Here is a 22,327-nt window from a genome sequence, read left to right on the forward strand (position 1 = left end):
TCGCGGCCGCCGCGCACGCAAGTCACCCCGCGTCCGGAGAGCTGCATCTCGCCTGGTTTCAAGTCACTCAAAGCCGGCCCTCAGGAAAGCTTGGGGTAGCGTATGGGAATTTTTGGCTCGCGGTTGCTGGGGCACGATTGTGGCTGTGGCGGCGCGGTTAGAAAGCTTCTATAAGCCCGGAACTACTTGATGCAGCAACTCAACCTGCCTCTGCAAGCGGCCCAGCCTGATACGCTGACGGTGTTAAGAGATACCCTGCCGGGTATAACGAACCATTGGGATTTCCTAGATGACCTCGCTCGACAGCTTCAAATGCAAAAAGACCCTCAAGGTCGGCGCCAAGACCTATGTCTATTACAGCCTGCCCACGGCCGAGAAGAATGGTCTGACGGGAATTTCCAAGCTTCCTTATTCGATGAAGGTCCTGCTCGAGAACCTGCTGCGCAACGAGGACGGGCGTTCGGTCAAGAAAGAGGACATCGTCGCCGTCTCGAAATGGCTGCGCAAGAAGTCGCTGGAGCATGAGATCGCGTTCCGTCCGGCCCGCGTGCTGATGCAGGACTTCACCGGCGTGCCCGCGGTGGTGGATCTTGCCGCGATGCGCAACGCGATGCAGAAGCTCGGCGGCGATGCCGAGAAGATCAATCCGCTGGTGCCGGTCGACCTCGTCATCGACCACTCCGTGATCGTGAACTTCTTCGGTGACAACAAGGCTTTCGGCAAGAACGTCGCGGAGGAATACAAGCAGAACCAGGAGCGCTACGAGTTCCTCAAGTGGGGTCAGAAGGCGTTCTCGAACTTCTCCGTCGTGCCGCCCGGCACCGGCATCTGCCACCAGGTCAATCTCGAATATCTCTCCCAGACGGTCTGGACCAAGAAGGAGAAGATGACGGTCGGCAAGAAGACCGGCACCTTCGAGGTCGCTTATCCGGATTCGCTGGTCGGTACCGATTCCCACACCACCATGGTCAATGGTCTCGCCGTGCTCGGCTGGGGCGTCGGCGGCATCGAGGCGGAAGCCTGCATGCTCGGCCAGCCGCTGTCGATGCTGCTGCCCAATGTCGTCGGCTTCAAGCTGAAGGGCGCGATGAAGGAAGGCGTCACCGCGACCGACCTCGTGCTCACCGTGACGCAGATGCTGCGCAAGCTCGGCGTCGTCGGCAAGTTCGTCGAATTCTTCGGCCCCGGCCTCGACAATCTCTCCGTCGCCGACAAGGCGACCATCGCCAACATGGCGCCCGAATACGGCGCGACCTGCGGCTTCTTCCCGGTCGATGCCGCCACGATCGATTATCTCAAGACCTCCGGCCGCGCCCCGGCGCGCGTCGCGCTGGTGCAGGCCTATGCCAAGGCGCAAGGCCTGTTCCGCACGGCCAAGTCGGCCGACCCGGTGTTCACGGAGACGTTGACGCTCGACCTCGCCGACGTCGTTCCCTCGATGGCCGGTCCGAAGCGCCCCGAAGGCCGCATCGCGCTGCCGTCGGTGGCCGAAGGCTTCTCGCTCGCGCTCGCCAGCGAGTACAAGAAGGCTGAAGAGCCGGCGAAGCGCTTCCCTGTCGAAGGCAAGAACTTCGACATCGGCCACGGCGACGTCGTGATCGCTGCCATCACCTCCTGCACCAACACCTCGAACCCGAGCGTGCTGATCGGCGCCGGCCTCCTGGCGCGCAACGCCGCGGCGAAGGGCCTCAAGGCCAAGCCGTGGGTGAAGACCTCGCTCGCTCCGGGCAGCCAGGTGGTCGCGGGCTATCTCGCGGATTCCGGTCTGCAGAAGGATCTCGACAAGGTCGGCTTCAACCTGGTCGGCTTCGGCTGCACCACCTGCATCGGCAATTCCGGTCCGCTGCCTGAGGAGATCTCGAAGTCGATCAACGACAACGGCATCGTCGCCGCTGCCGTGCTCTCCGGCAACCGCAACTTTGAAGGCCGAGTCTCGCCGGACGTGCAGGCGAACTATCTGGCCTCGCCGCCGCTGGTCGTCGCCCACGCGCTCGCGGGCAGCGTCACCAAGAACCTCGCCGTCGAGCCGCTCGGCGAGGGCAAGGACGGCAAGCCGGTGTACCTCAAGGACATCTGGCCGACGACGAAGGAGATCAACGCCTTCATGAAGAAGTTCGTGACCGCGTCGATCTTCAAGAAGAAGTATGCCGACGTGTTCAAGGGCGACACCAACTGGCGCAAGATCAAGACCGTCGAGAGCGAGACCTATCGCTGGAATATGTCTTCGACCTACGTGCAGAACCCGCCCTATTTCGACGGCATGAAGAAGGAGCCGGAGCCGGTCACCGACATCGTCGAGGCGCGCATCCTCGCCATGTTCGGCGACAAGATCACCACCGACCACATCTCGCCGGCCGGATCCATCAAGCTCACCTCGCCCGCGGGCAAATATCTCAGCGAGCACCAGGTGCGTCCCGCCGACTTCAACCAGTACGGCACGCGCCGCGGCAACCATGAAGTGATGATGCGCGGCACCTTCGCCAACATCCGCATCAAGAACTTCATGCTCAAGGGTGCCGACGGAAATATTCCGGAAGGTGGCCTCACCAAGCACTGGCCCGACGGCGAGCAGATGTCGATCTACGACGCGGCTATGAAGTACCAGCAGGAGCAGGTGCCCCTGGTGGTGTTCGCCGGTGCCGAATACGGCAACGGCTCCTCGCGCGACTGGGCTGCCAAGGGCACCCGCCTGCTCGGCGTGCGCGCCGTGGTCTGCCAGAGCTTCGAGCGCATCCATCGCTCCAACCTGGTCGGTATGGGCGTGCTGCCGCTGACCTTCGAGGAAGGCACCTCCTGGCAGTCGCTCGGCCTGAAGGGCGATGAGAAGGTCACGCTGCGTGGCCTCGTCGGCGACCTCAAGCCGCGCCAGAAGCTGACCGCGGAGATCGTCTCCGGCGACGGCTCGTTGCAGCGCGTTTCGCTGCTCTGCCGCATCGATACGCTGGACGAGCTCGACTACTACCGCAACGGCGGTATCCTGCACTACGTGCTGCGCAAGCTCGCGGCATAAGCGCGGATTTGTGAACGATGGCTCACTGCGAAGTGAGTAGAAGACTGAACGAAGGCGGCCTATCACAAGGCCGCCTTCATGCGTTGCGGCATGCTCTAGATGGGCCGGCCCAGCGGAAAACCTCATTTAGACGGTTTCCCGGACGGTCGAGTGTGCTGCGCCCCGTAAGACTACGGTGACCATCCGGCGATAAGATCCCTTCCCACGAGCAATGGTGTGCGGCGTTCGACATGACAACAATGACGGCTTCTCATCTGGTTTCACGTTGGTCCGGTGCCCTCTGGTCGGGAGCACTCGGCATCTGTGCGATCGTCGCCGTCATCCGTCCTGCCGAGGCTGAACCGCGCGCCGTTGTCGAATTGTTTACTTCGCAGGGCTGCTCCTCATGTCCGCCCGCCGACCAGATCATCGGCGATCTCTCCAAAGACCCATCGATCATCGCGCTGAGCATGCCAATCGATTATTGGGACTATCTCGGCTGGAAGGACACGCTGGCGGATTCGCGCTTCTCTGCACGACAGCGTGCCTATTCGCGCATGCGGGGCGACCGCGAGGTCTACACGCCGCAGGTCGTGGTCAACGGCTCGACGCACGTCATCGGCAGCGACCGTACCGGCATCGAGAATGCCATCGGCAAAGCCGATAAGGGCAAGGGCGTGATGAGCGTGGCGGTGACGATGTCGCTCGCGGGCAAGCAGATCAACGTGTCGGTGGCCGCGAGCAACGAGCCGACTGCCTCGCATGGCGAGGTCTGGATCTGCTCGATCGCCAAGTCGGTGCCGATCGCGATCACCCGCGGCGAGAATCGCGGGCAGCAGGTCACCTATCACAACGTGGTGCGCAACCTGCTCAAGGTCGGCGACTGGACCGGGCGCCCGGAAAGCTGGACGGTGCCAATCGAAAACCTCACGCGCGACGGCGTCGACGGCGCGGTGGTCTATGTCCAGAACGGCAGCCGGGAGAAGCCCGGCCCGATGCTGGGCGCGGCGTACACGTCGCTGCACTGAAGCGCGCGCTTCGAATCTTCCGACCCGAACACATTCGCAACCCTCATGGTGAGGAGCGCGCCCTTGCGCGCGTGGCGGACGATGCTGCGCATCGCCGCGAGAACCATGCAGGCCCCGATGATGCAACTCGGCCTCGATCCGTCGAGACGCCGCTTCGCGGCTCCTCAGGATGAGGGGAGGACTCTGCGCGGTGTGGAGAGGAATGGGTGAGGCAGAACATACCGACATAAACAAAAAAGGACCAACTTGCGTTGGCCCTCCTTGTTGCGCGTACAGACCCGATCCTGTTCGACCCCGGGGGGCTGGGGGCTGAGGAATCCGGAGCCGAAAGGACCGGGTCAACGCACGTGAGTCTTTTCGCAATGCAGGGCGGCAGTCGCTTGGCGGAAAAGCGGCGAGACTATGATTACTGCTAACGATCCCGTGACGGTTTGCCGCGAGGAAGTTCCACCTCGGCGTGTCTCCCGATTCCAATAAGTTGAACCGGCGAGTTCCATCAAGGGGCCTTGCGGCGGGGAACGGTTGGCGCAATCATACCCCTGTCATGATCCGCGGCTCCGGAGACGGTTTTCGCGGACGTAGGTCTGGGTCATGTCGTGCGACGAGGAGGCGCGCTTCCATGAGTCTGTCGGAGGATGCCGATCCGAGCGAGCAGCGCGGGGCGGCGCGTCCCGCCGCTGCGAATTCGCAACCCAGCCGCGTGACATTCAACCGGATCGAGCTGCACCGTATTCTCAATCTGTACGGCCGCATGGTCGCCGACGGCGAATGGCGCGACTATGCCATCGACTTCCTCAGGGATCGGGCCGTGTTTTCGGTCTATCGCCGTGCCTCGGAAGTACCAATCTATCGCATCGAGAAGGATCCGCGGCTGGCGCGCAAGCAGGGCATGTACAGCGTGATCTCGGCGACAGGCTTGATTCTGCGACGCGGCCAAGAGCTGGAGCGCGTGCTGCTGGTGATCGATCGCAAGCTGGCGGTGGTGTAAGCCGCACGGACGGTGCCATAGGATGGGCAGAGGCGCGCAGCGCCGTGCCCACGTCCGTTATCGAGCGCGGCAGATCGTCGGCACGCCGACGCTTTGCCCGCGCGACGAGACCTACTTTGCCGGGACGCTGCTGGCGCCCTCGCCGAGGTCGCGCTGCATCATCACCGTGTCTAGCCAGCGGCCGAATTTCAGCCCGACATTGGGATGCGTGCCGATCATCTTGAAGCCGCCCTTGGTGTGCACGCCGATTGAGCCGGCGTTCGCGGAATCCCCGATCACCGCGATCATCTGGCGGAAGCCGCGCGCCTCGCATTCGGTGATCAGCCGCTCGAGCAGCAGGGAGCCGAGACCGCGCCGGTGGAAGGAGGGGTCGAGATAGATCGAGTTCTCGACCGTGAAGCGATAGGCCGGCCGCGGCCGGTAGGCGCCCGCATAGGCATACCCGGCCACGCGGCCGTCGAGGATGGCGACGAAATAAGGATAGCCGCCGTCGACCAGCACGCGGTAGCGGCGCGTCATCTCTGAGAGGTCAGGCGGCTCCAGCTCGAACGTCGCCGTGCCCTCGCGGACAGCCTGCTGGTAGATGGCGGTAATGGCGGGAAGGTCGGCCTCAAGGGTGGGCCTGATTTCGGGTGCGGTCATGAAGCGAGATTAGAGCGTTCGCGCAGGGGCTGGAAGGGGCAACGGCGTTGCCACACCCTCCGTCATTGCGCGGAGCCCTTGCGACGAAGCAATCCAGAAATGCATCCGTGGAGGCACTCTGGATTGCTTCGCTTCGCGCGCAAGGACGGTGTTTGCGGGGGCAGTCGGGCCCCAAACAAAAACCCCGGCCTCTCGGCCGGGGTTCGTGTCCGTTCTCTCGGGCCGGTCGCTTAGTCGCGCTGGCCGAGGAGCTGCAGAAGCAGCGTGAACAGGTTGATAAAGTTCAGGTACAGCGACAGTGCGCCGGTGATGGCGGCGCGCTCTGCGATTTCACCGCCGGCCGAGGCGTAGCCGTAGATGTAGTCGTTCTTCAGCCGCTGGGTGTCCCAGGCGGTGAGGCCCGCGAACACCAGCACGCCGACCACCGACACGATGAACTGCAGCATCGAGCTGGCCAGGAAGAGGTTCACCAGGCTCGCGATGATGATGCCGATCAGGCCCATGAACAGGAACGAGCCCATGCCGGTCAGGTCACGCTTGGTGGTGTAGCCGTAGAGGCTGAGCGCACCGAAGGTCGCCGCGGTGATGAAGAACACCCGCACGATCGAAGTGTGCGTGAACACCAGGAAGATCGACGACAGCGAGATGCCCATCAGTGCCGCGAACACCCAGAACAGGATCTGGGCGGTCGAGGGGGCGAGACGGTTGATGCCCGCCGAGATCACGAACACCATGGCGAGCGGCGCGAGCATGAACAGCCACTTCAGCGGGCTGACGAACATCGCGTAGCCGAACGGCGTCAGGAACAGCTTGCCGACGCGGACCGCGTCCGCGGTCGGAACGTCGGTCACGGCGGCCATATAGACGCCGAGCGCGGCAAGACCGGTGATGGCCAGGCCAATGCTCATGTAGTTGTAGATGCGCAGCATGTAGGCGCGCAGGCCGGCATCGACCGTCGCGGCGTCAACACGCCCGGCGGCCCTGCCGAAAGGAGAAGCGTAGTTACGGTCTAGGTCCGACATGGTCGAATTCCCGTTGGTTGGTCCGGTCCGGCATGAGGGTCGCCATGCCGCCGGTTCGTCAAATTCTATCTCGGATACCAAGGCCAGCCGACTAAATTTTGGCTAACAATGGGGGCTCCGAACCCATTCGATATGTGGGAAACTAACACATCCGCTGCAACCTTCCACGCGCGGCTGAATGTCGCCCTTGGCGGCAATCCTGACGCGAACCTGACGAGCGACGTGGCTAATCGCGGAAACCGGGGGATTTTCGCCCGGCTTGATCCTCCGCTTCAATTTGTCACAAATTCCGCAACACCGTCGCGGGCTTTTTGTTCAGCGCCAGCAGCGTGCCCGCGAGCCCGAGCCCGACCGTGACGACCAGGGCGGCCGCCACGACGCCCGCCGCGCTGCCGGCCTGCCAGACGAAGCTCAGCGTCATCAGCCGCGTCACGATCATCCAGGCCGCGATGCTGCCGGAGATCACGCCGAACAATGCGGTGGCGAGCCCGATCAGGAGATATTCGAGCGCATAGGCGCCCAGCAACCGCAGCCGCGTCGCGCCCAGCGTCTTCAGGATCACCGCATCATAGACCCGGTGGCGATGGCCGGCGGCAAGCGCCCCGCCGAGCACCAGGATTGCCGAGATCAGGGTCACGGCGCTGGCGCCGCGAATAGCCAGCGCCAGATTGGTCACCACCGAGCCGACCGTCTCCATCACCTCGCGCACGCGCACGCTCGTGACCATCGGATAGGCGTCGGCGACCTGCTTGATGATCTTGCCGTCGCCTGCCGCATTTCCGCCCGTTTCCGTCAGCGTCGCGATGTGGGTGTGCGGCGCGCCCTTGAAGGCGTTCGGCGAGAATACGAGAACGAAGTTGATGCCGAGTCCCTGCCAGTCGATGGTGCGCAGATTGCCGATTTTCGCCGGAATGTCGCGGCCGAGCACGTTGACCACGACTTCGTCGCCGAGCTTGAGGCCGAGCCCGTCGGCGATCTTCTTCTCCAGGGAGACCAGCGGCGGGCCGGAATAGTCCGCACGCCACCATTCGCCCTCGACCACCTTGGAACCCTTCGGCAGCTCCCCCGTATAGGTCAGGCCGCGGTCGCTCTGCAGCACCCATTCGGAATCGGTGCTCGGCTTGAGCTCCTCGGCGCGAAGGCCGCGCGCCGCGACGATGCGTCCGCGCAGCATCGGCACGTCTTCGACCTTCGCACCCGGCGCGATCTGGCGCAGATAACCGTCGAATTGCTCGGCCTGCGTGCTCGGGATATCGATGAAGAAGAACGATGGCGCCTGGTCGGGCAGCGCCGCCAGGAACTGCCGGCGCAGATTGCCGTCGATCTGGGTGATGGTGACGAGCACTGCCAGCCCGAGCCCAAGCGACAGCACGACCGAGGGCGTCAGCGCGCCGGGCCGGTGGATGTTGGCGATCGCAAGCCGCAGCATCGGCAGCCGTGACCGCGGCAGCCGCCGCGCGGTTGCCATCAGCAGGACGGCGATGCCGCGCAGCAGGGCGAACACGACCACCGACGACGCCACGAACACGGCGGCGATGCGCTTGTCGAAAGAGAGCCCGATTACGACCGCGACGAGCAGCGCAATCACGACACCCATGAACACGAGATAGCCCACGCGCGGCCGGTGCCATTCCGAGCTGATGGTGTCGCGAAACAGCGCGGCCACCGGCACGTCGTGCACCCGCCCGAGCGGCCACAGGCCGAAGGCGAGCGCGGTCAGCAGGCCATAGACGAAGGACAGCGCGAGCTCGTCGGCATGCACGGCCGGCACCACCGGCAGCGGCAAGAGCTTGCCGAACAGGCCGACGATGACGAAGGGCATGGCGGCGCCGAGCGCAAGGCCGATGATCGAGCCGATGCCCGCGAGCAGGAGAACCTGCGTCAGATAGATGCCGAACACGTCGCGCCCAGTGGCGCCGACGGCCTTGAGGGCTGCGATCACTTCGAGCCGGCGGTCGATATGGCTCTTCACGGCATTGGCCACGCCGACACCGCCGACCAGCAGCGCGGCGAGGCCGACCAGGGTCAGGAACTGAGTAAATCGGTTGATGTTGCGCTCGAGCTGCGGCGAAGCGTTGGAGCGGCTGCGGATCTCCCAGCCCGCCTGCGGTGCGGCGTTGCGCGCATCCGCGATGAAGGCGTCGGTGGCGCGCTCGTTGTTCGAAGGATCCGGCAGCTTCACCCGGTACACCCAGCGCACCAGGCTGCCGGGCTGGACGAGGCCGGTGGCCCGCAGGCCCGCCTCGCTGATCAGGAAGCGCGGGCCGAAGCCGATGCCGCCGGCGAGCTTGTCGGGCTCGGCCTCGACCGTGCTGCGGATCTGGAAGGTCGCAGCGCCAATGGTGACGCGATCGCCGGTCTTTAGCGACAGCCGCGCCAGTAGCGTCGGATCGGCGGCCGCGCCGAACGCACCGTCGCGTTCCGCAAGCAGATCGGGCATCGCCAGCTGCGGCGCAAGCTTGAGCTGGCCCAGCATCGGATAGGTGTCGTCGACCGCCTTCATCTCGACCAGAGCGAGCTGGCCATCGGCGGCGCGCGCCATGCCGCGCAAGGTGGCGGCCGTCGACACCGTGCCGCGCGAGCGCAGGAAGGCGACCTCTTCAGGTTTCGCTTCGCGCTGGAACAGCACGAAGGAGACGTCGCCGCCGAGGAGCGTGCGGCCTTCGCGGGCGAGGCCGTCGGAGAGGCTCGCCGAGACCGAGCCGACGCCGGCGATTGCCATCACGCCGAGCGCGATGCAGGCGATGAAGACGTAGAAGCCGCGCAGGCCCCCGCGCAATTCGCGTAGCGCATAACGCAGCGACAGCGCAACGCCGCCCGCCTTGGCGAAGGGTTCGGCCGCCGTGCTCATGCCGGCGCCGACTGCGTGTCGATGCGGCCCGAGCGCAGGCGGATCACGCGATCGCAGCGATGCGCGAGCGAGGAATCGTGCGTGACCAGCACCAACGTCATGCCGCGCTCGGCATGCTTGTTGAACAGGAGATCGACAATCTGCTTTCCCGTGGCCTCATCCAGATTGCCGGTCGGCTCGTCGGCGACGAGGATGGCGGGATCGGGCGCCAGCGCGCGGGCGAGCGCAACGCGCTGCTGCTCGCCGCCGGAGAGCTGCGTCGGATAATGATGCAGGCGATCGCCGAGCCCGACCGATTGCAGCTCCTGCGCCGCGCGCTTTGCTGCGTCCGGATTGCCCGCGAGCTCGAGCGGCACCGCGACGTTCTCCAGCGCCGTCATGGTCGGGATCAAGTGAAAGGACTGGAAGACGATGCCGACCTGGCGACCGCGGAAGCGAGCCAGCGCGTCCTCGTCGAGGGCATTGAAAGGCGTGCCTGATACCACCACCTCTCCGCTATCAGGACGCTCCAGCCCCGCCATCACCATCAGCAGCGTGGATTTGCCCGAGCCTGACGGGCCGATCAGGCCGATCGCCTCGCCCGAGGCGACCCGCAAGCTGATATCCTTGAGGATGTGAACGCGTGCCGCCCCCGTACCCAATGAGAGATTGACGTTGGTGATGGCGATAGTGTCCGCGGCAGCGGCGAGCGAAGAGGTTTCGATGCGAGTGTCCATGGTCCGGTCATATGGCAACTCCGATAGCGCGGTCGAGAGGCGTTACGGATTGTTCATGCACATAGCCGTGTTGATGCTCGTTTTGATGACGATCGCGACAAACGCGTCGGCACAGGCGCAGCCAGGGGCCAAGCCGATCAGGCTGGTGGTTCTCGGCGATTCCTTGAGTGCCGGTCTCGGCCTTCCGGCTCAGGAGGCGTTTCCCCAAAAACTTCAAAAAGCCTTGCAAGCCAAAGGCATAGCGGTCGACATGACCAATGCCGGGGTGTCCGGCGACACCACCTCCGGCGGCCGCGACCGGCTCGACTGGTCGGTGCCGGAAGGAACCGAGGGCGTTATCGTCGAGCTCGGCGCCAACGATGCGCTGCGCGGCATCGATCCCGATCTGACGCGCGCCGCGCTCACCGACATCATCCAGCGGCTCAAGGCGCGCAAGATTGCGGTCATGCTCTGCGGCATGCTGGCGCCGCCGAACTACGGCGCCGATTATGCCGCCCGCTTCAATTCGATTTATCCGGAGCTTGCGAAAAAATTCGACGTGCCGCTCTATCCGTTTTTCCTCGACGCCGTCGCCGCCGATGCCAAGCTCAACCAGGCCGACGGCATTCATCCGACCGCGGCCGGCGTCGACATCATCGTTGGCAAAATCATGCCCACGGTGGAGGCATTCATAGGCACGATCGCTGGGCAACGAAGTTGAAATGCAGGCAACGTCAGCCTTCATACCCAGGGTTTTACCGGGTTGAGGCGGGCCAAGCTTCGCAGAGTCACACAACTGCGATAGGAATCAGGGTACCGGTGATTCGTCGCCGGCTCTAAATCTGGATATGATCCTGCTGAGGGATCGTACCCAAGCATCGGGAGTGCGAAACGATGCCGCGTTTGTTCACGGGTCTGGAAATTCCGGCCGAGATCGGCCAGTCGCTTTCCAACTTGAGGGGCGGCCTTCCCGGCGCCCGGTGGATCGATCCCCAAAATTATCACGTCACCTTGCGCTTCATCGGCGATATCGACGGCGTCTCCGCCAACGAGATCGCCTCGTTGCTGTTTCGCGTCGACCGCAAGCCGTTCGAGGTGAAGGTGCAGGGGCTGACGAGTTTTGGCGGCCGCAAACCGAGAGCAGTCGTTGCGACGATCGCGCCGAGCAAGCCGCTGATGGACTTGCAGGCCGAACTCGAACGCATGATGCAGCGGATCGGTCTCAACCCGGAGGGGCGCAAGTTCATCCCGCATGTCACCCTCGCACGGCTGCACGATGCCACCGACCGCGACGTCGCCGACTATCTCTCGCTGCGCGGCTACTTCCCGAGCAAGACGTTCATGGCGGAGCGTTTTGTGCTGTTCTCATCCCGGGCCTCGACGGGCGGCGGCCCGTATGTCGTCGAGGACGCCTACGAGCTGTGTGAGTGAAGGCTGTTACCTCGGTGCATCACCGCAGCGGCGACACGCCTGACCGGTTGATGTCGGTCTTCGCAAAATCCTCTCCTTTGAACAGGAGCGGTTCGCCGCGAGTCGTGGCGAGCGCGTAGGAAAAACAATCACCGTAGTTGAGCGACGCAGCGTGACGTCCCTTGCCGTAGCGTCGCCAGGCGCGCTTTGTTGCATCGGCCAGCACCGCATCCACCGCGACGATCTCGGCGCCGATCTTGACGAGCCAGAGATCGAACTCACGCCCGCCTGCATCACCCAGTCGCGTCTCGATCACCATCGTCGCCTCAAGCACCGTCGCTGCAGAGATCAGGCGGATCGGATCATCGACAATCAGCCGCTCAATTTCCGCCGCATCGGCTTCATTGAGTGCGATCGCCACGACCGCTGATGTATCGATCACCATCAGCGAGGCAATCCATGCTCGTCGTATCCGAGAATTTCCTCAGGCGTGTGGTTGTCCACAACGCGCATCTCGCTCCAGCGACGCCTGATCTCGGCCATGTCCTCGAGCAGCGCGTCTTTACTGTTTTGACCACCGAGCCGGCGCAATCGCTCCTCGATGGCGCGCCTAGTGGCGGTTGTGATGTTCTCGCCGGTCAATTGCGCGAGATTGCGCGCCAGTTGCTCGGTTTCGGGGTCCTTGATGCTCAGGGCCATGTTGAGGTTCCTTGGTGCCTGAATAGGTATATTCTACCTCGGCGGAAGGCAAGAAGGGCGGGAAGGCAAGAAGGAGGTGGAACGGGCGGGGGGCGAAGTTGGCCGCAACTGATCGCTGCACCAAATTAGAGGGCGCACATCTCCCTTTGCGCCAATACGCAGTTGCAATTTCCGCCGGCCTCTGGCGGTAAAGGGCCATGCTCTCGACCCCAAGTTCCCCATTCGGCGACGCCTATCAGGCCCAGATCGCCTCCGGCGCCATCGAGCCGGATGCCGCGCAGGCCGAAATTGCCGAAGCCTATGCGGCGCTCGACCAGCGGCTCGCAAGCTATACGCCGCTCCGCAAGCAGGGCCTGCTCGCCCGCCTGTTCAGCGGCGACAAGGACGAGGCGCCGCGCGGGCTCTACATCCACGGCGAGGTCGGCCGCGGCAAGACCATGCTGATGGACCTGTTCTTCCAGCACTCGACCGTCGAGCACAAGCGGCGCGCGCATTTCCACGAATTCATGGCGGACGTGCATGAGCGCATCTACGAGTATCGCCAGGGCATCGCGCGCGGCGAGATCGCCGACGGCGACGTCATCGCGCTGACCGCCAATGCGATCTTCGAGGAGAGCTGGCTGCTCTGCTTCGACGAATTCCACGTCACCGACATCGCCGACGCGATGATCCTGGGACGCCTGTTCGCCAGATTGTTCGAGCTCGGCACCGTCGTCGTCGCGACCTCCAACGTCGCCCCCGACGATCTCTACAAGGGCGGCCTCAACCGTTCGCTGTTCCTGCCCTTCATCAAGCAGATCACCGACCACATGGACGTCGCGCGGCTCGATGCGCGCACCGACTTCCGGCTGGAGAAGCTCCAGGGCGTGCCGATGTGGCTGACGCCGGCGGACGTTGACGCGGACGCAGCCCTCGACCGCGCCTGGTCGAAAATGTCGGGTGGCGCCAAATGCCGGCCGCGCGATATTTCGATCAAGGGGCGTATCCTGCACGTCCCGTGCTCGGCTCATGGCGTGGCGCGATTCTCGTTCGCCGACCTCTGCGAGAAGCCGCTCGGCGCATCCGATTACCTCAGGCTGGCGCACGACTACCACACCATCCTGGTCGACCATATTCCAGTGATGGATCTCTCCCAGCGCAACGCCGCCAAACGCTTCATCACGCTGATCGACGCGCTCTATGACAATGCGGTGAAGCTGATGGCGTCGGCCGACGCCAACCCGATCTCGCTCTACCTCGCCCATGAGGGCAACGAGGCCATGGAGTTCAAGCGGACGGCGTCGCGCCTGATCGAGATGAGCTCGGAATCCTATCTGGCGCTGGCTCACGGCCGCAAGGATTCCACCGCAAGCGGCTCCACCAAGGGGCTGGTGGAGACTTAAGTCCTATTTGCCAGCGCTGTCATTCCGGGACGCGACGAACATCGCGAGCCCAGGTGCGCAATTGCGCACCTGGGAATTCATCGCGCCACAAACTCTGCCGCCCGGTGGATCCCCGCCCTGCGCCTGTGGGCGCATCCCGGAATGACGGACCCGGTATGGCTGCTCTCGCGGCAAGCCCGACAAATGGGCATCCGGCGACTTGAACGGGGGAGGCGAAAGGGATAACCACCCTCTCAGTTTTCCCCTCCTTACGTGTCTAAAGGACAGGCTCACATGGCGCGCGACAAGATTGCTTTGATTGGCTCCGGTCAGATCGGCGGAACGCTGGCTCACCTCATCGGCCTGAAAGAACTCGGCGACGTCGTGATGTTCGACATCGCCGAGGGCGTGCCGCAGGGCAAGGCGCTCGACATCGCGCAGTCCTCGCCGGTTGACGGTTTTGACGCGCATTACACCGGCGCCAACTCCTACGAGGCGCTCGACAATGCCAAGGTCTGCATCGTAACCGCCGGCGTGCCGCGCAAGCCCGGCATGAGCCGCGACGACCTCCTCTCCATCAACCTCAAGGTCATGGAGCAGGTCGGTGCCGGCATCAAGAAATACGCGCCCGACGCCTTCGTCATCTGCATCACCAATCCGCTCGACGCGATGGTCTGGGCGCTGCAGAAGGCTTCCGGCCTGCCGCACAAGAAGGTCGTCGGCATGGCCGGCGTGCTGGATTCGGCCCGCTTCCGCTACTTCCTCGCCGATGAGTTCAACGTTTCGGTCGAAGACGTCACCGCCTTCGTGCTCGGCGGCCATGGCGACACCATGGTGCCGCTGGTGAAGTACTCCACCGTCGCCGGCATCCCGCTGCCCGACCTCGTCAAGATGGGCTGGACCTCGCAGGCACGCCTCGACGAGATCGTCGACCGTACCCGCAACGGCGGTGCCGAGATCGTCAATTTGCTCAAGACCGGCTCGGCCTTCTACGCGCCGGCGGCTTCCGCGATCGCGATGGCGGAGAGCTATCTGCGGGACAAGAAGCGCGTGCTGCCCTCGGCCGCGTACCTGAACGGCGAATACGGCGTGAAGGACATGTATGTCGGCGTGCCCGTCGTGATCGGCTCCAAGGGCGTCGAGCGCATCGTCGAGATCGAGCTTGCCGGCAAGGACCGCGAAGCCTTCGACAAGTCGGTCGGCGCGGTGCAGGGCCTGGTCGACGCCTGCAGGAAGATCGCCCCCGATCTTCTCGGCCGCTAAGGCGCAACCAATCCCGCCGAAGACCGAAACCCGGTCTTCGGCGGTTTCATTTCCGGAGCCTGGCTGCATCATGTGTTGAAGGCTGGCGGGTTCCGGGTTCGGCAGTCCAGAGATCGGTGTCAAAGAATCCGGGTTGCAGTTCCTGTGGTATATGGTATGCCAGCCACAAGACTGAGGTGGGCCCAAGAGGTCACCGCCCGCGGGTTCAGGGAGCGACTATATGAACATCCATGAATATCAGGCCAAAGCGCTGCTGAACGAGTTCGGCGTCGCGATCTCCAAGGGCGTGCCGGTCCTGAAGCCCGCGGATGCGGAAGCCGCCGCCAAGGCGCTGCCAGGCCCGGTTTGGGTGGTGAAGAGCCAGATCCACGCCGGCGGCCGCGGCAAGGGCAAGTTCAAGGAGGCCTCCGCCGGCGACAAGGGCGGCGTCCGTATCGCCAAGTCGGCCGCTGAAGTCACCGAATTCGCCAAGCAGATGCTGGGCGCAACCCTCGTGACGATCCAGACCGGCCCTGCCGGCAAGCAGGTCAACCGCCTCTACATCGAGGACGGCTCGGACATCGACAAGGAGTTCTACCTCTCCATCCTGGTCGACCGCGAGACCTCGCGCGTGTCGTTCGTGGTGTCGACCGAAGGCGGCGTCAACATCGAGGACGTCGCACACAACAGCCCCGAGAAGATCGTGACCTTCTCGGTCGATCCGGCCACCGGCATCATGGGCCATCACGGCCGCACCGTCGCCAACGCGCTGAAGCTCTCGGGCGATCTTGCCAAACAGGCCGAGAAGCTCACCGCGCAGCTGTTCACGGCGTTCGTCTCCAAGGACATGTCGATGCTGGAGATCAACCCGCTGGTCGTGACCAAGCAGGGCCAGCTCCGCGTGCTCGACGCCAAGGTGTCGTTCGACGACAACGCGCTGTTCCGTCACCCTGAAGTGCTCGCGCTGCGCGACGAGACTGAGGAAGACGCCAAGGAAATCGAGGCGTCCAAATACGACCTCAACTACGTCACTCTCGACGGCAACATCGGCTGCATGGTCAACGGCGCCGGTCTTGCCATGGCGACGATGGACATCATCAAGCTTTACGGCATGTCGCCGGCGAACTTCCTCGACGTCGGCGGCAGCGCCAGCAAGGAAAAGGTCGCCGCCGCCTTCAAGATCATCACCGCCGATCCCAACGTGAAGGGCATCCTGGTCAACATCTTCGGCGGCATCATGAAGTGCGACGTGATCGCCGAGGGCGTCACCGCTGCCGTGCGCGAAGTCGGCCTCAGCGTGCCGCTGGTCGTTCGCCTCGAAGGCACCAATGTCGAGCTCGGCAAGAAGATCATCCGGGAATCCGGCCTGAACGTGGTGCCGGCCGACAATCTCGACGACGCCGCGCAGAAGATCGTGAAGGCCGTCAAGGGAGGCTAAGGCCATGGCCCAGGACCATCTCGCCGCATCATCTCCGCTCCCCGAGCACGCGCGTCTCGCCGCGTTCGCCGGCGAATGGGATGGCGAAGAGGTGGTCCTCCCGTCGCGCTGGACGGCGGGCGGGCCGGCGACCTCGCGCACCGTCTCGCGCATGGATCTCAATGGATTCTATTTGATCCAGGACAGTGTCCAGATGCGCGACGGCAAGCAGGTGTTCGCCACCCACGGCATCTTCACGTTCGACCGCGACGACCGGACCTACAAATTGTTCTGGTACGACTCGCTCGGCTACACGTCGCCCTCGCCCGCTTCCGGCGGCTGGGTCGGCAAGACCCTGACGCTGGTGCGCGGCTCGCTCCGCGGCAATGCGCGCCACGTCTACGAAATCATCAATGAGGATTCCTACTCGTTGAAGATCCAGTTCTCGCCGGACGCGGAAGGCTGGGCCGACGTGCTCACCGGCGTCTACCGCCGCATCCACTGACCTCTCACTCGTTAGTTCGCGAAAGCAGACCTCATGTCCATCCTGATCGACAAGAACACCAAGGTCATCTGCCAGGGCTTTACCGGCAAGAACGGCACCTTCCACTCGGAGGCCGCGATTGCCTACGGCACCAAGATGGTCGGCGGCACCTCGCCGGGCAAAGGCGGCGCGACGCATCTGGGCCTGCCGGTGTTCGATACCGTGCGCGAGGCGCGTGAGAAGACCGGCGCCGACGCCTCCGTGATCTACGTGCCGCCGCCGGGTGCGGCGGATGCGATCTGCGAAGCCATCGATGCCGAGATCCCGCTTATCGTCTGCATCACCGAAGGTATCCCGGTCATCGACATGGTGCGGGTGAAGCGCTCGCTGGCCGGCTCCAAGTCGCGCCTGATCGGGCCGAATTGCCCGGGCGTCATGACCGCCGGCGAGTGCAAGATCGGCATCATGCCGGCCAACATCTTCAAGACCGGCAGCGTCGGCATCGTCTCCCGCTCCGGCACCCTGACCTACGAAGCCGTGTTCCAGACCTCCCAGGAGGGCCTCGGCCAGACCACCGCGGTCGGCATCGGCGGCGACCCGGTCAAGGGAACCGAGTTCATCGACGTCCTGGAGATGCTCCTCGCCGATCCCAAGACCGAGTCGATCATCATGATCGGCGAGATCGGCGGCTCCGCCGAGGAGGATGCGGCCCAGTTCCTCAAGGACGAGGCCAAGCGCGGTCGCAAGAAGCCGATGGTCGGCTTCATTGCCGGCGTCACCGCCCCTCCCGGCCGCCGCATGGGCCACGCCGGCGCGATCATCTCCGGCGGCAAGGGCGATGCCGGTTCCAAGACCGACGCGATGAAATCGGCAGGAATTACAGTGTCGCCGTCTCCCGCCCGCCTTGGGCAGACGCTTGCCGAAAAGTTGAAGGGCTAATTCACTCCTTGGCAATTTTCCGGGCGAAGTTTCGCAGCAAATAGGATAAATGGTGCCTGTCGCGCTGGTCCTCTGCCGGGGAGCCCAGCGCCAGCGCCGTTTGTTATGCGCGAACCGAAATCGCCAGGAACTCAAGTATGTCTCGCCAGGACGCGAACGCAGCCTTTGCCCTCTCCTCCTTTTTGCAGGGCACCAACGCCACCTACATCGACGAAATCTACGCCCGCTACGAGAAGGACCCGTCCTCGGTCGACGCCGAGTGGCAGGAGTTCTTCAAGAGCCTGAACGACCAGCCGGCGGATGTCCGGAAGAACGCCCAGGGCCCGTCCTGGGAGCGCGCCAATTGGCCGCTGGTCCCGCAGGATGACCTGACCTCCGCCCTGGACGGCAATTGGGCCGAAGTCGAGAAGGCGGTCGGAGCCAAGATCGCCGCCAAGGCGCAGGCCAAGGGAGGCGACAAGGGCGCCGACATCTCCTCGGCCGACCTGCTCCAGGCCACCCGCGACTCCGTCCGCGCCCTGATGCTGATCCGCTCCTACCGCATGCGTGGTCACTTCCACGCCAAGCTCGATCCGCTCGGCATCGAGGCCCCGCGCAACCGCGAAGAGCTCGACCCGCGCACCTACGGCTTCAGCGAAGCCGATTTCGACCGCAAGATCTTCCTCGATCACGTGCTTGGTCTCGAATATGGCAGCCTGCGCGAGATCACGGCGATCTGCGAGCGCACCTATTGCCAGACGCTCGGCGTCGAGTTCATGCATATCAGCAACGCCGCGCAGAAGGCCTGGATCCAGGAGCGCATCGAGGGACCCGACAAGGAGATCTCCTTCACCCGCGAAGGCCGTCGCGCCATCCTGATGAAGCTGGTCGAAGCCGAGGGTTTTGAAAAATTCTGCGACACCAAGTTCACCGGCACGAAGCGCTTTGGCCTGGACGGTGCTGAATCGTTGATCCCTGCGCTCGAGCAGATCATCAAGCGCGGCGGCAATCTCGGCGTGAAGGAAATCGTGCTCGGCATGCCGCATCGCGGCCGCCTCAACGTGCTGACGCAGGTGATGGGCAAGGCGCACCGCGCGCTGTTCCACGAGTTCAAGGGCGGCTCCGCCAACCCCGATGCGGTCGAGGGCTCGGGCGACGTCAAATATCACCTCGGCGCCTCCTCGGACCGCGAGTTCGACGGCAACCGCATCCATCTGTCGCTGACCGCCAATCCCTCGCATCTCGAGATCGTCGATCCCGTCGTGCTCGGCAAGGTCCGCGCCAAGCAGGACCAGCACGGCGACCCGCCGGATATGCGCATCTCCGTGATGCCGCTCTTGATGCATGGCGACGCCGCGTTCGCCGGCCAGGGCGTCGTTGCCGAGTGCTTCGGTCTCTCCGACCTGAAGGGCTACCGCACCGGCGGCTCCGTGCACTTCATCGTCAACAACCAGATCGGCTTCACCACCTATCCGCGTTACTCGCGCTCCTCGCCCTATCCGTCCGACGTCGCGAAGATGATCGACGCGCCGATCTTCCACGTCAACGGCGACGACCCGGAAGCCGTCGTGTTCGCGGCCAAGGTCGCGACCGAGTTCCGGCAGAAATTCCACAAGCCCGTCGTCATCGACATGTTCTGCTACCGCAGGCATGGCCACAACGAGGGCGACGAGCCGGCTTTCACCCAGCCGGTGATGTACAAGAAGATTGCGGCGCATCCCTCCACGCTCGAGCTCTACGCCCGCCGCCTCATCAGCGAAGGCGTGCTGACCGAGGGTGAGGTCGACAAGGCCAAGGCCGACTGGCGTGCGCGGCTCGATGCCGAGCTCGAGGCCGGCTCCGGCTACAAGCCCAACAAGGCCGACTGGCTCGACGGCAAGTGGGCCGGCTTCAAGATCGCCGACCAGGAAGAGGATGCCCGCCGCGGCGTCACCGGCGTCGACATCGCCGAGCTGAAGGACATCGGCCGCAAGATCACCAAGGTCCCGGACGGTTTCCGCGCCCACCGCACCATCCAGCGCTTCCTGGAGAACCGCTCCAAGGCGATCGACAGTGGCAACGGCATCGACTGGGCGACCGGCGAGGCGCTGGCGTTCTGCACGCTGCTCCGGGAAAACCACCACGTCCGCCTGTCCGGACAGGATTCGGAGCGCGGCACCTTCTCGCAGCGTCACTCGGTCCTGATCGACCAGGAGGACGAGAGCCGCTACACGCCGTTCAACCATCTCGGCAACGAGCAGGGCCATTACGAGGTCATCAACTCGCTGCTGTCGGAAGAAGCGGTGCTCGGCTTCGAATACGGCTATTCGCTCGCCGAGCCGAACACGCTGACCCTGTGGGAAGCCCAGTTCGGCGACTTCGCCAACGGCGCGCAGGTCGTGTTCGACCAGTTCATCTCCTCCGGCGAGCGCAAATGGCTGCGTATGTCCGGTCTCGTCTGTCTGCTGCCGCACGGTTATGAGGGCCAGGGACCGGAGCACTCGTCGGCGCGTCTGGAGCGTTTTCTGCAGATGTGCGCCGAAGACAACATGCAGGTGGTCTATCCGACCACGCCGGCGAACTACTTCCATGTGCTGCGGCGGCAGCTCCATCGCGAGATCCGCAAGCCGCTGATCCTGATGACGCCCAAGTCGCTGCTGCGTCACAAGCGGGCGGTGTCGCGCATCGAGGAGCTTGCGAAGGGCACGACCTTCCATCGCATCCTCTATGATGACGCCCAGATGCAGCCGAGCGAGGCGATCAAGCTCGTCCCTGACGAGAAGGTCCGTCGCATCGTGCTGTGCTCCGGCAAGGTCTATTACGACCTCTACGAGGAGCGCGAGAAGCGCGGCATCGACGACATCTACCTGATGCGCGTCGAGCAGCTCTATCCGGTGCCGTTGAAGGCGCTGGTGGCCGAGCTGTCGCGCTTCAAGAAGGCCGAAGTGGTGTGGTGCCAGGAAGAGCCGCGCAACATGGGCGCCTGGCACTTCATCGAGCCCTATCTGGAATGGGTGCTGAACCAGGTGAACGGCGCGAGCCGGCGTCCGCGTTATGTCGGCCGTGCCGCTTCCGCTGCGACCGCCACGGGTCTGATGTCCAAGCATCAGGCGCAGCTGAAGGCGTTCCTGGACGAAGCACTGAGCTGAATTTTTGAACTGCGTCATGCCCCGCCTCGTGCGCAAGCGCGCACTGAAGCGGGGCATCCGGTACGCCGTGACGTCCGTGCCCTGTACGAGCGCCGGTTTGCTGGATGGCTTGCTTTTCGCAGGCGATGGCATCCGCACTTATGACCGCATTGGCGATCCCTAAGGACAAAGACCATGACTGAAATTCGTGTGCCGACGCTCGGCGAATCCGTCACCGAAGCCACCATCGGCCGCTGGTTCAAGAAGGCCGGCGATCCCGTCGCCGTCGACGAACCCTTGGTGGAGCTCGAGACCGACAAGGTCACCATCGAAGTCCCGGCGCCGTCCGCCGGCACGCTGAGCGAGATCATCGCCGCCGATGGTACCACCGTCGCGGTCGGCGCGCTGCTCGGCCAGATCACCGATGGTGTCGGCGCTGCCAAGCCGGCCGCCGCGCCTGCCAAGCCTGCTGCGGCTGCGGCTCCCGCGGCTGCACCTGCTCCGGCTGCGAAGGCGCCGCCGGCCGATGCGCCGCTCGCGCCTTCCGTGCGAAAACTGTCGGCCGAGAGCGGCGTCGACGCATCGACCGTTCCGGGCTCCGGCAAGGACGGCCGTGTCACCAAGGGCGACATGCTCGCCGCGATCGAGCGTGCGGCCTCCGCGCCGACCCCGGTCAACCAGCCCGCCGCCGCCGTGCAGGTGCGTAGCCCCTCGCCGGCCGATGATGCCGCCCGCGAAGAGCGCGTCAAGATGACCCGCCTGCGCCAGACCATCGCGCGCCGGCTCAAGGACGTGCAGAACACCGCGGCCATGCTGACGACCTTCAACGAGGTCGACATGACCAACGTGATGGCGCTGCGCGCGCACTACAAGGATGCGTTCGAGAAGAAGCACGGCAGTAAGCTCGGCTTCATGGGCTTCTTCACCAAGGCCGTCGTGCAGGCGCTGAAGGACATTCCGGCCGTCAACGCGGAGATCGACGGCACCGATTTGATCTACAAGAACTACTACCACATCGGCGTAGCCGTCGGCACCGACAAGGGCCTCGTGGTGCCCGTCGTGCGCGACTGCGACCACAAGTCGATCGCCGACATCGAGAAGGGCATCGCCGATTTCGGTCGCCGCGCCCGCGACGGCCAGCTCAAGATCGACGAGATGCAGGGCGGCACCTTCACCATCACCAATGGCGGCATCTACGGCTCGCTGATGTCGACCCCGATCCTGAACGCGCCGCAGTCCGGCATCTTGGGCATGCACAAGATCCAGGAGCGCCCGATGGTCGTCGGCGGCAAGGTCGAGGTCCGCCCGATGATGTATCTGGCGCTGTCCTACGATCACCGCGTCATCGACGGCAAGGAAGCCGTCACCTTCCTGGTTCGCGTCAAGGAAAGCCTGGAAGATCCGGCGCGTCTGGTACTCGATCTCTGATCCCTGATGCTCTGCGAGCGCCGTCGCCATTCGCGACGGCGCGTGT

Annotated in this window: 18 protein-coding genes; 12 read left to right on the plus strand and 6 right to left on the minus strand. The window is 64.3% G+C overall.

The window, feature by feature from the left end; genetic code table 11:
• Positions 1-289: 289 nt before the first annotated feature.
• The 3 genes from acnA to IVB28_RS29025 all read left to right on the plus strand — a co-directional run bounded on the left by acnA (position 290) and on the right by IVB28_RS29025 (position 5,005).
• On the plus strand, positions 290-3,010 hold the full coding sequence (gene acnA / locus IVB28_RS29015) for an aconitate hydratase AcnA (RefSeq protein WP_247530935.1): 2,721 nt from the start codon (positions 290-292) through the stop codon (positions 3,008-3,010).
• A gap of 230 nt (positions 3,011-3,240) precedes the next feature.
• Entirely contained in the window at positions 3,241-4,017 is a 777-nt protein-coding gene (locus IVB28_RS29020) for a DUF1223 domain-containing protein (protein WP_247530937.1), read from the plus strand.
• 619 nt (positions 4,018-4,636) lie between these two features.
• Positions 4,637-5,005, plus strand: coding sequence for a DUF2794 domain-containing protein (locus IVB28_RS29025; RefSeq protein WP_247530938.1), 369 nt, complete (start codon positions 4,637-4,639; stop codon positions 5,003-5,005).
• Between the two features lie 111 nt (positions 5,006-5,116).
• Here IVB28_RS29025 and IVB28_RS29030 read toward each other — a convergent pair whose 3' ends face one another.
• The 4 genes from IVB28_RS29030 to IVB28_RS29045 all read right to left on the minus strand — a co-directional run bounded on the left by IVB28_RS29030 (position 5,117) and on the right by IVB28_RS29045 (position 10,236).
• Positions 5,117-5,647, minus strand: coding sequence for a GNAT family N-acetyltransferase (locus tag IVB28_RS29030; RefSeq protein ID WP_247530939.1), 531 nt, complete (start codon positions 5,645-5,647; stop codon positions 5,117-5,119).
• Positions 5,648-5,877: 230 nt separating this feature from the next.
• On the minus strand, positions 5,878-6,669 hold the full coding sequence (locus tag IVB28_RS29035; RefSeq protein ID WP_246927145.1) for a Bax inhibitor-1/YccA family protein: 792 nt from the start codon (positions 6,667-6,669) through the stop codon (positions 5,878-5,880).
• A 280-nt stretch (positions 6,670-6,949) separates the two neighbouring features.
• Complete coding sequence (locus IVB28_RS29040) at positions 6,950-9,520, minus strand: FtsX-like permease family protein (protein WP_247530941.1); 2,571 nt, start codon at positions 9,518-9,520, stop codon at positions 6,950-6,952.
• Positions 9,517-10,236 carry an ABC transporter ATP-binding protein gene (locus IVB28_RS29045; RefSeq protein ID WP_247530942.1) on the minus strand — a complete coding sequence of 240 codons (720 nt, stop codon included), beginning with the start codon at positions 10,234-10,236 and terminating at the stop codon, positions 9,517-9,519. Before IVB28_RS29045 ends, IVB28_RS29040 begins: the two co-directional genes overlap by 4 nt.
• Positions 10,237-10,291: 55 nt before the next feature.
• Here IVB28_RS29045 and IVB28_RS29050 point away from each other — a divergent pair, with 55 nt between their 5' ends.
• Positions 10,292-10,936, plus strand: coding sequence for an arylesterase (locus IVB28_RS29050; protein ID WP_247531021.1), 645 nt, complete (start codon positions 10,292-10,294; stop codon positions 10,934-10,936).
• Between the two features lie 173 nt (positions 10,937-11,109).
• Positions 11,110-11,646: an RNA 2',3'-cyclic phosphodiesterase gene (thpR, locus tag IVB28_RS29055; protein WP_247530944.1), complete on the plus strand. Its 537-nt coding sequence runs from the start codon at positions 11,110-11,112 to the stop codon at positions 11,644-11,646.
• A 19-nt stretch (positions 11,647-11,665) separates the two neighbouring features.
• Here the strand turns inward: thpR and IVB28_RS29060 are convergent, their stop codons facing one another.
• Positions 11,666-12,070 carry a type II toxin-antitoxin system VapC family toxin gene (locus tag IVB28_RS29060; RefSeq protein ID WP_247530946.1) on the minus strand — a complete coding sequence of 135 codons (405 nt, stop codon included), beginning with the start codon at positions 12,068-12,070 and terminating at the stop codon, positions 11,666-11,668.
• Positions 12,070-12,324, minus strand: coding sequence for a type II toxin-antitoxin system VapB family antitoxin (locus IVB28_RS29065; RefSeq protein WP_247530948.1), 255 nt, complete (start codon positions 12,322-12,324; stop codon positions 12,070-12,072). Before IVB28_RS29065 ends, IVB28_RS29060 begins: the two co-directional genes overlap by 1 nt.
• A 197-nt stretch (positions 12,325-12,521) precedes the next feature.
• Here IVB28_RS29065 and zapE point away from each other — a divergent pair, with 197 nt between their 5' ends.
• The 7 genes from zapE to odhB all read left to right on the plus strand — a co-directional run bounded on the left by zapE (position 12,522) and on the right by odhB (position 22,281).
• Complete coding sequence (zapE, locus tag IVB28_RS29070; protein ID WP_247530950.1) at positions 12,522-13,706, plus strand: cell division protein ZapE; 1,185 nt, start codon at positions 12,522-12,524, stop codon at positions 13,704-13,706.
• Positions 13,707-13,979: 273 nt separating this feature from the next.
• Positions 13,980-14,948: a malate dehydrogenase gene (mdh, locus tag IVB28_RS29075; protein WP_247530951.1), complete on the plus strand. Its 969-nt coding sequence runs from the start codon at positions 13,980-13,982 to the stop codon at positions 14,946-14,948.
• A 220-nt stretch (positions 14,949-15,168) separates the two neighbouring features.
• Positions 15,169-16,365, plus strand: coding sequence for an ADP-forming succinate--CoA ligase subunit beta (gene sucC, locus IVB28_RS29080; RefSeq protein WP_247530953.1), 1,197 nt, complete (start codon positions 15,169-15,171; stop codon positions 16,363-16,365).
• A 4-nt stretch (positions 16,366-16,369) separates the two neighbouring features.
• Positions 16,370-16,849 carry a DUF1579 family protein gene (locus IVB28_RS29085; RefSeq protein WP_247530955.1) on the plus strand — a complete coding sequence of 160 codons (480 nt, stop codon included), beginning with the start codon at positions 16,370-16,372 and terminating at the stop codon, positions 16,847-16,849.
• Positions 16,850-16,882: 33 nt separating this feature from the next.
• Positions 16,883-17,767, plus strand: coding sequence for a succinate--CoA ligase subunit alpha (sucD, locus tag IVB28_RS29090; protein WP_247530957.1), 885 nt, complete (start codon positions 16,883-16,885; stop codon positions 17,765-17,767).
• Positions 17,768-17,904: 137 nt separating this feature from the next.
• A complete protein-coding gene (locus tag IVB28_RS29095; RefSeq protein ID WP_247530959.1) occupies positions 17,905-20,874 on the plus strand; it encodes a 2-oxoglutarate dehydrogenase E1 component in 2,970 nt (989 codons plus the stop codon).
• A 174-nt stretch (positions 20,875-21,048) separates the two neighbouring features.
• Positions 21,049-22,281, plus strand: a complete 1,233-nt coding sequence (odhB, locus tag IVB28_RS29100) for a 2-oxoglutarate dehydrogenase complex dihydrolipoyllysine-residue succinyltransferase (RefSeq protein ID WP_247530960.1) — start codon at positions 21,049-21,051, stop codon at positions 22,279-22,281.
• Positions 22,282-22,327: the final 46 nt, after the last annotated feature.

Source organism: Bradyrhizobium sp. 199 (genome assembly GCF_023073355.1).
Classification (GTDB): domain Bacteria; phylum Pseudomonadota; class Alphaproteobacteria; order Rhizobiales; family Xanthobacteraceae; genus Bradyrhizobium.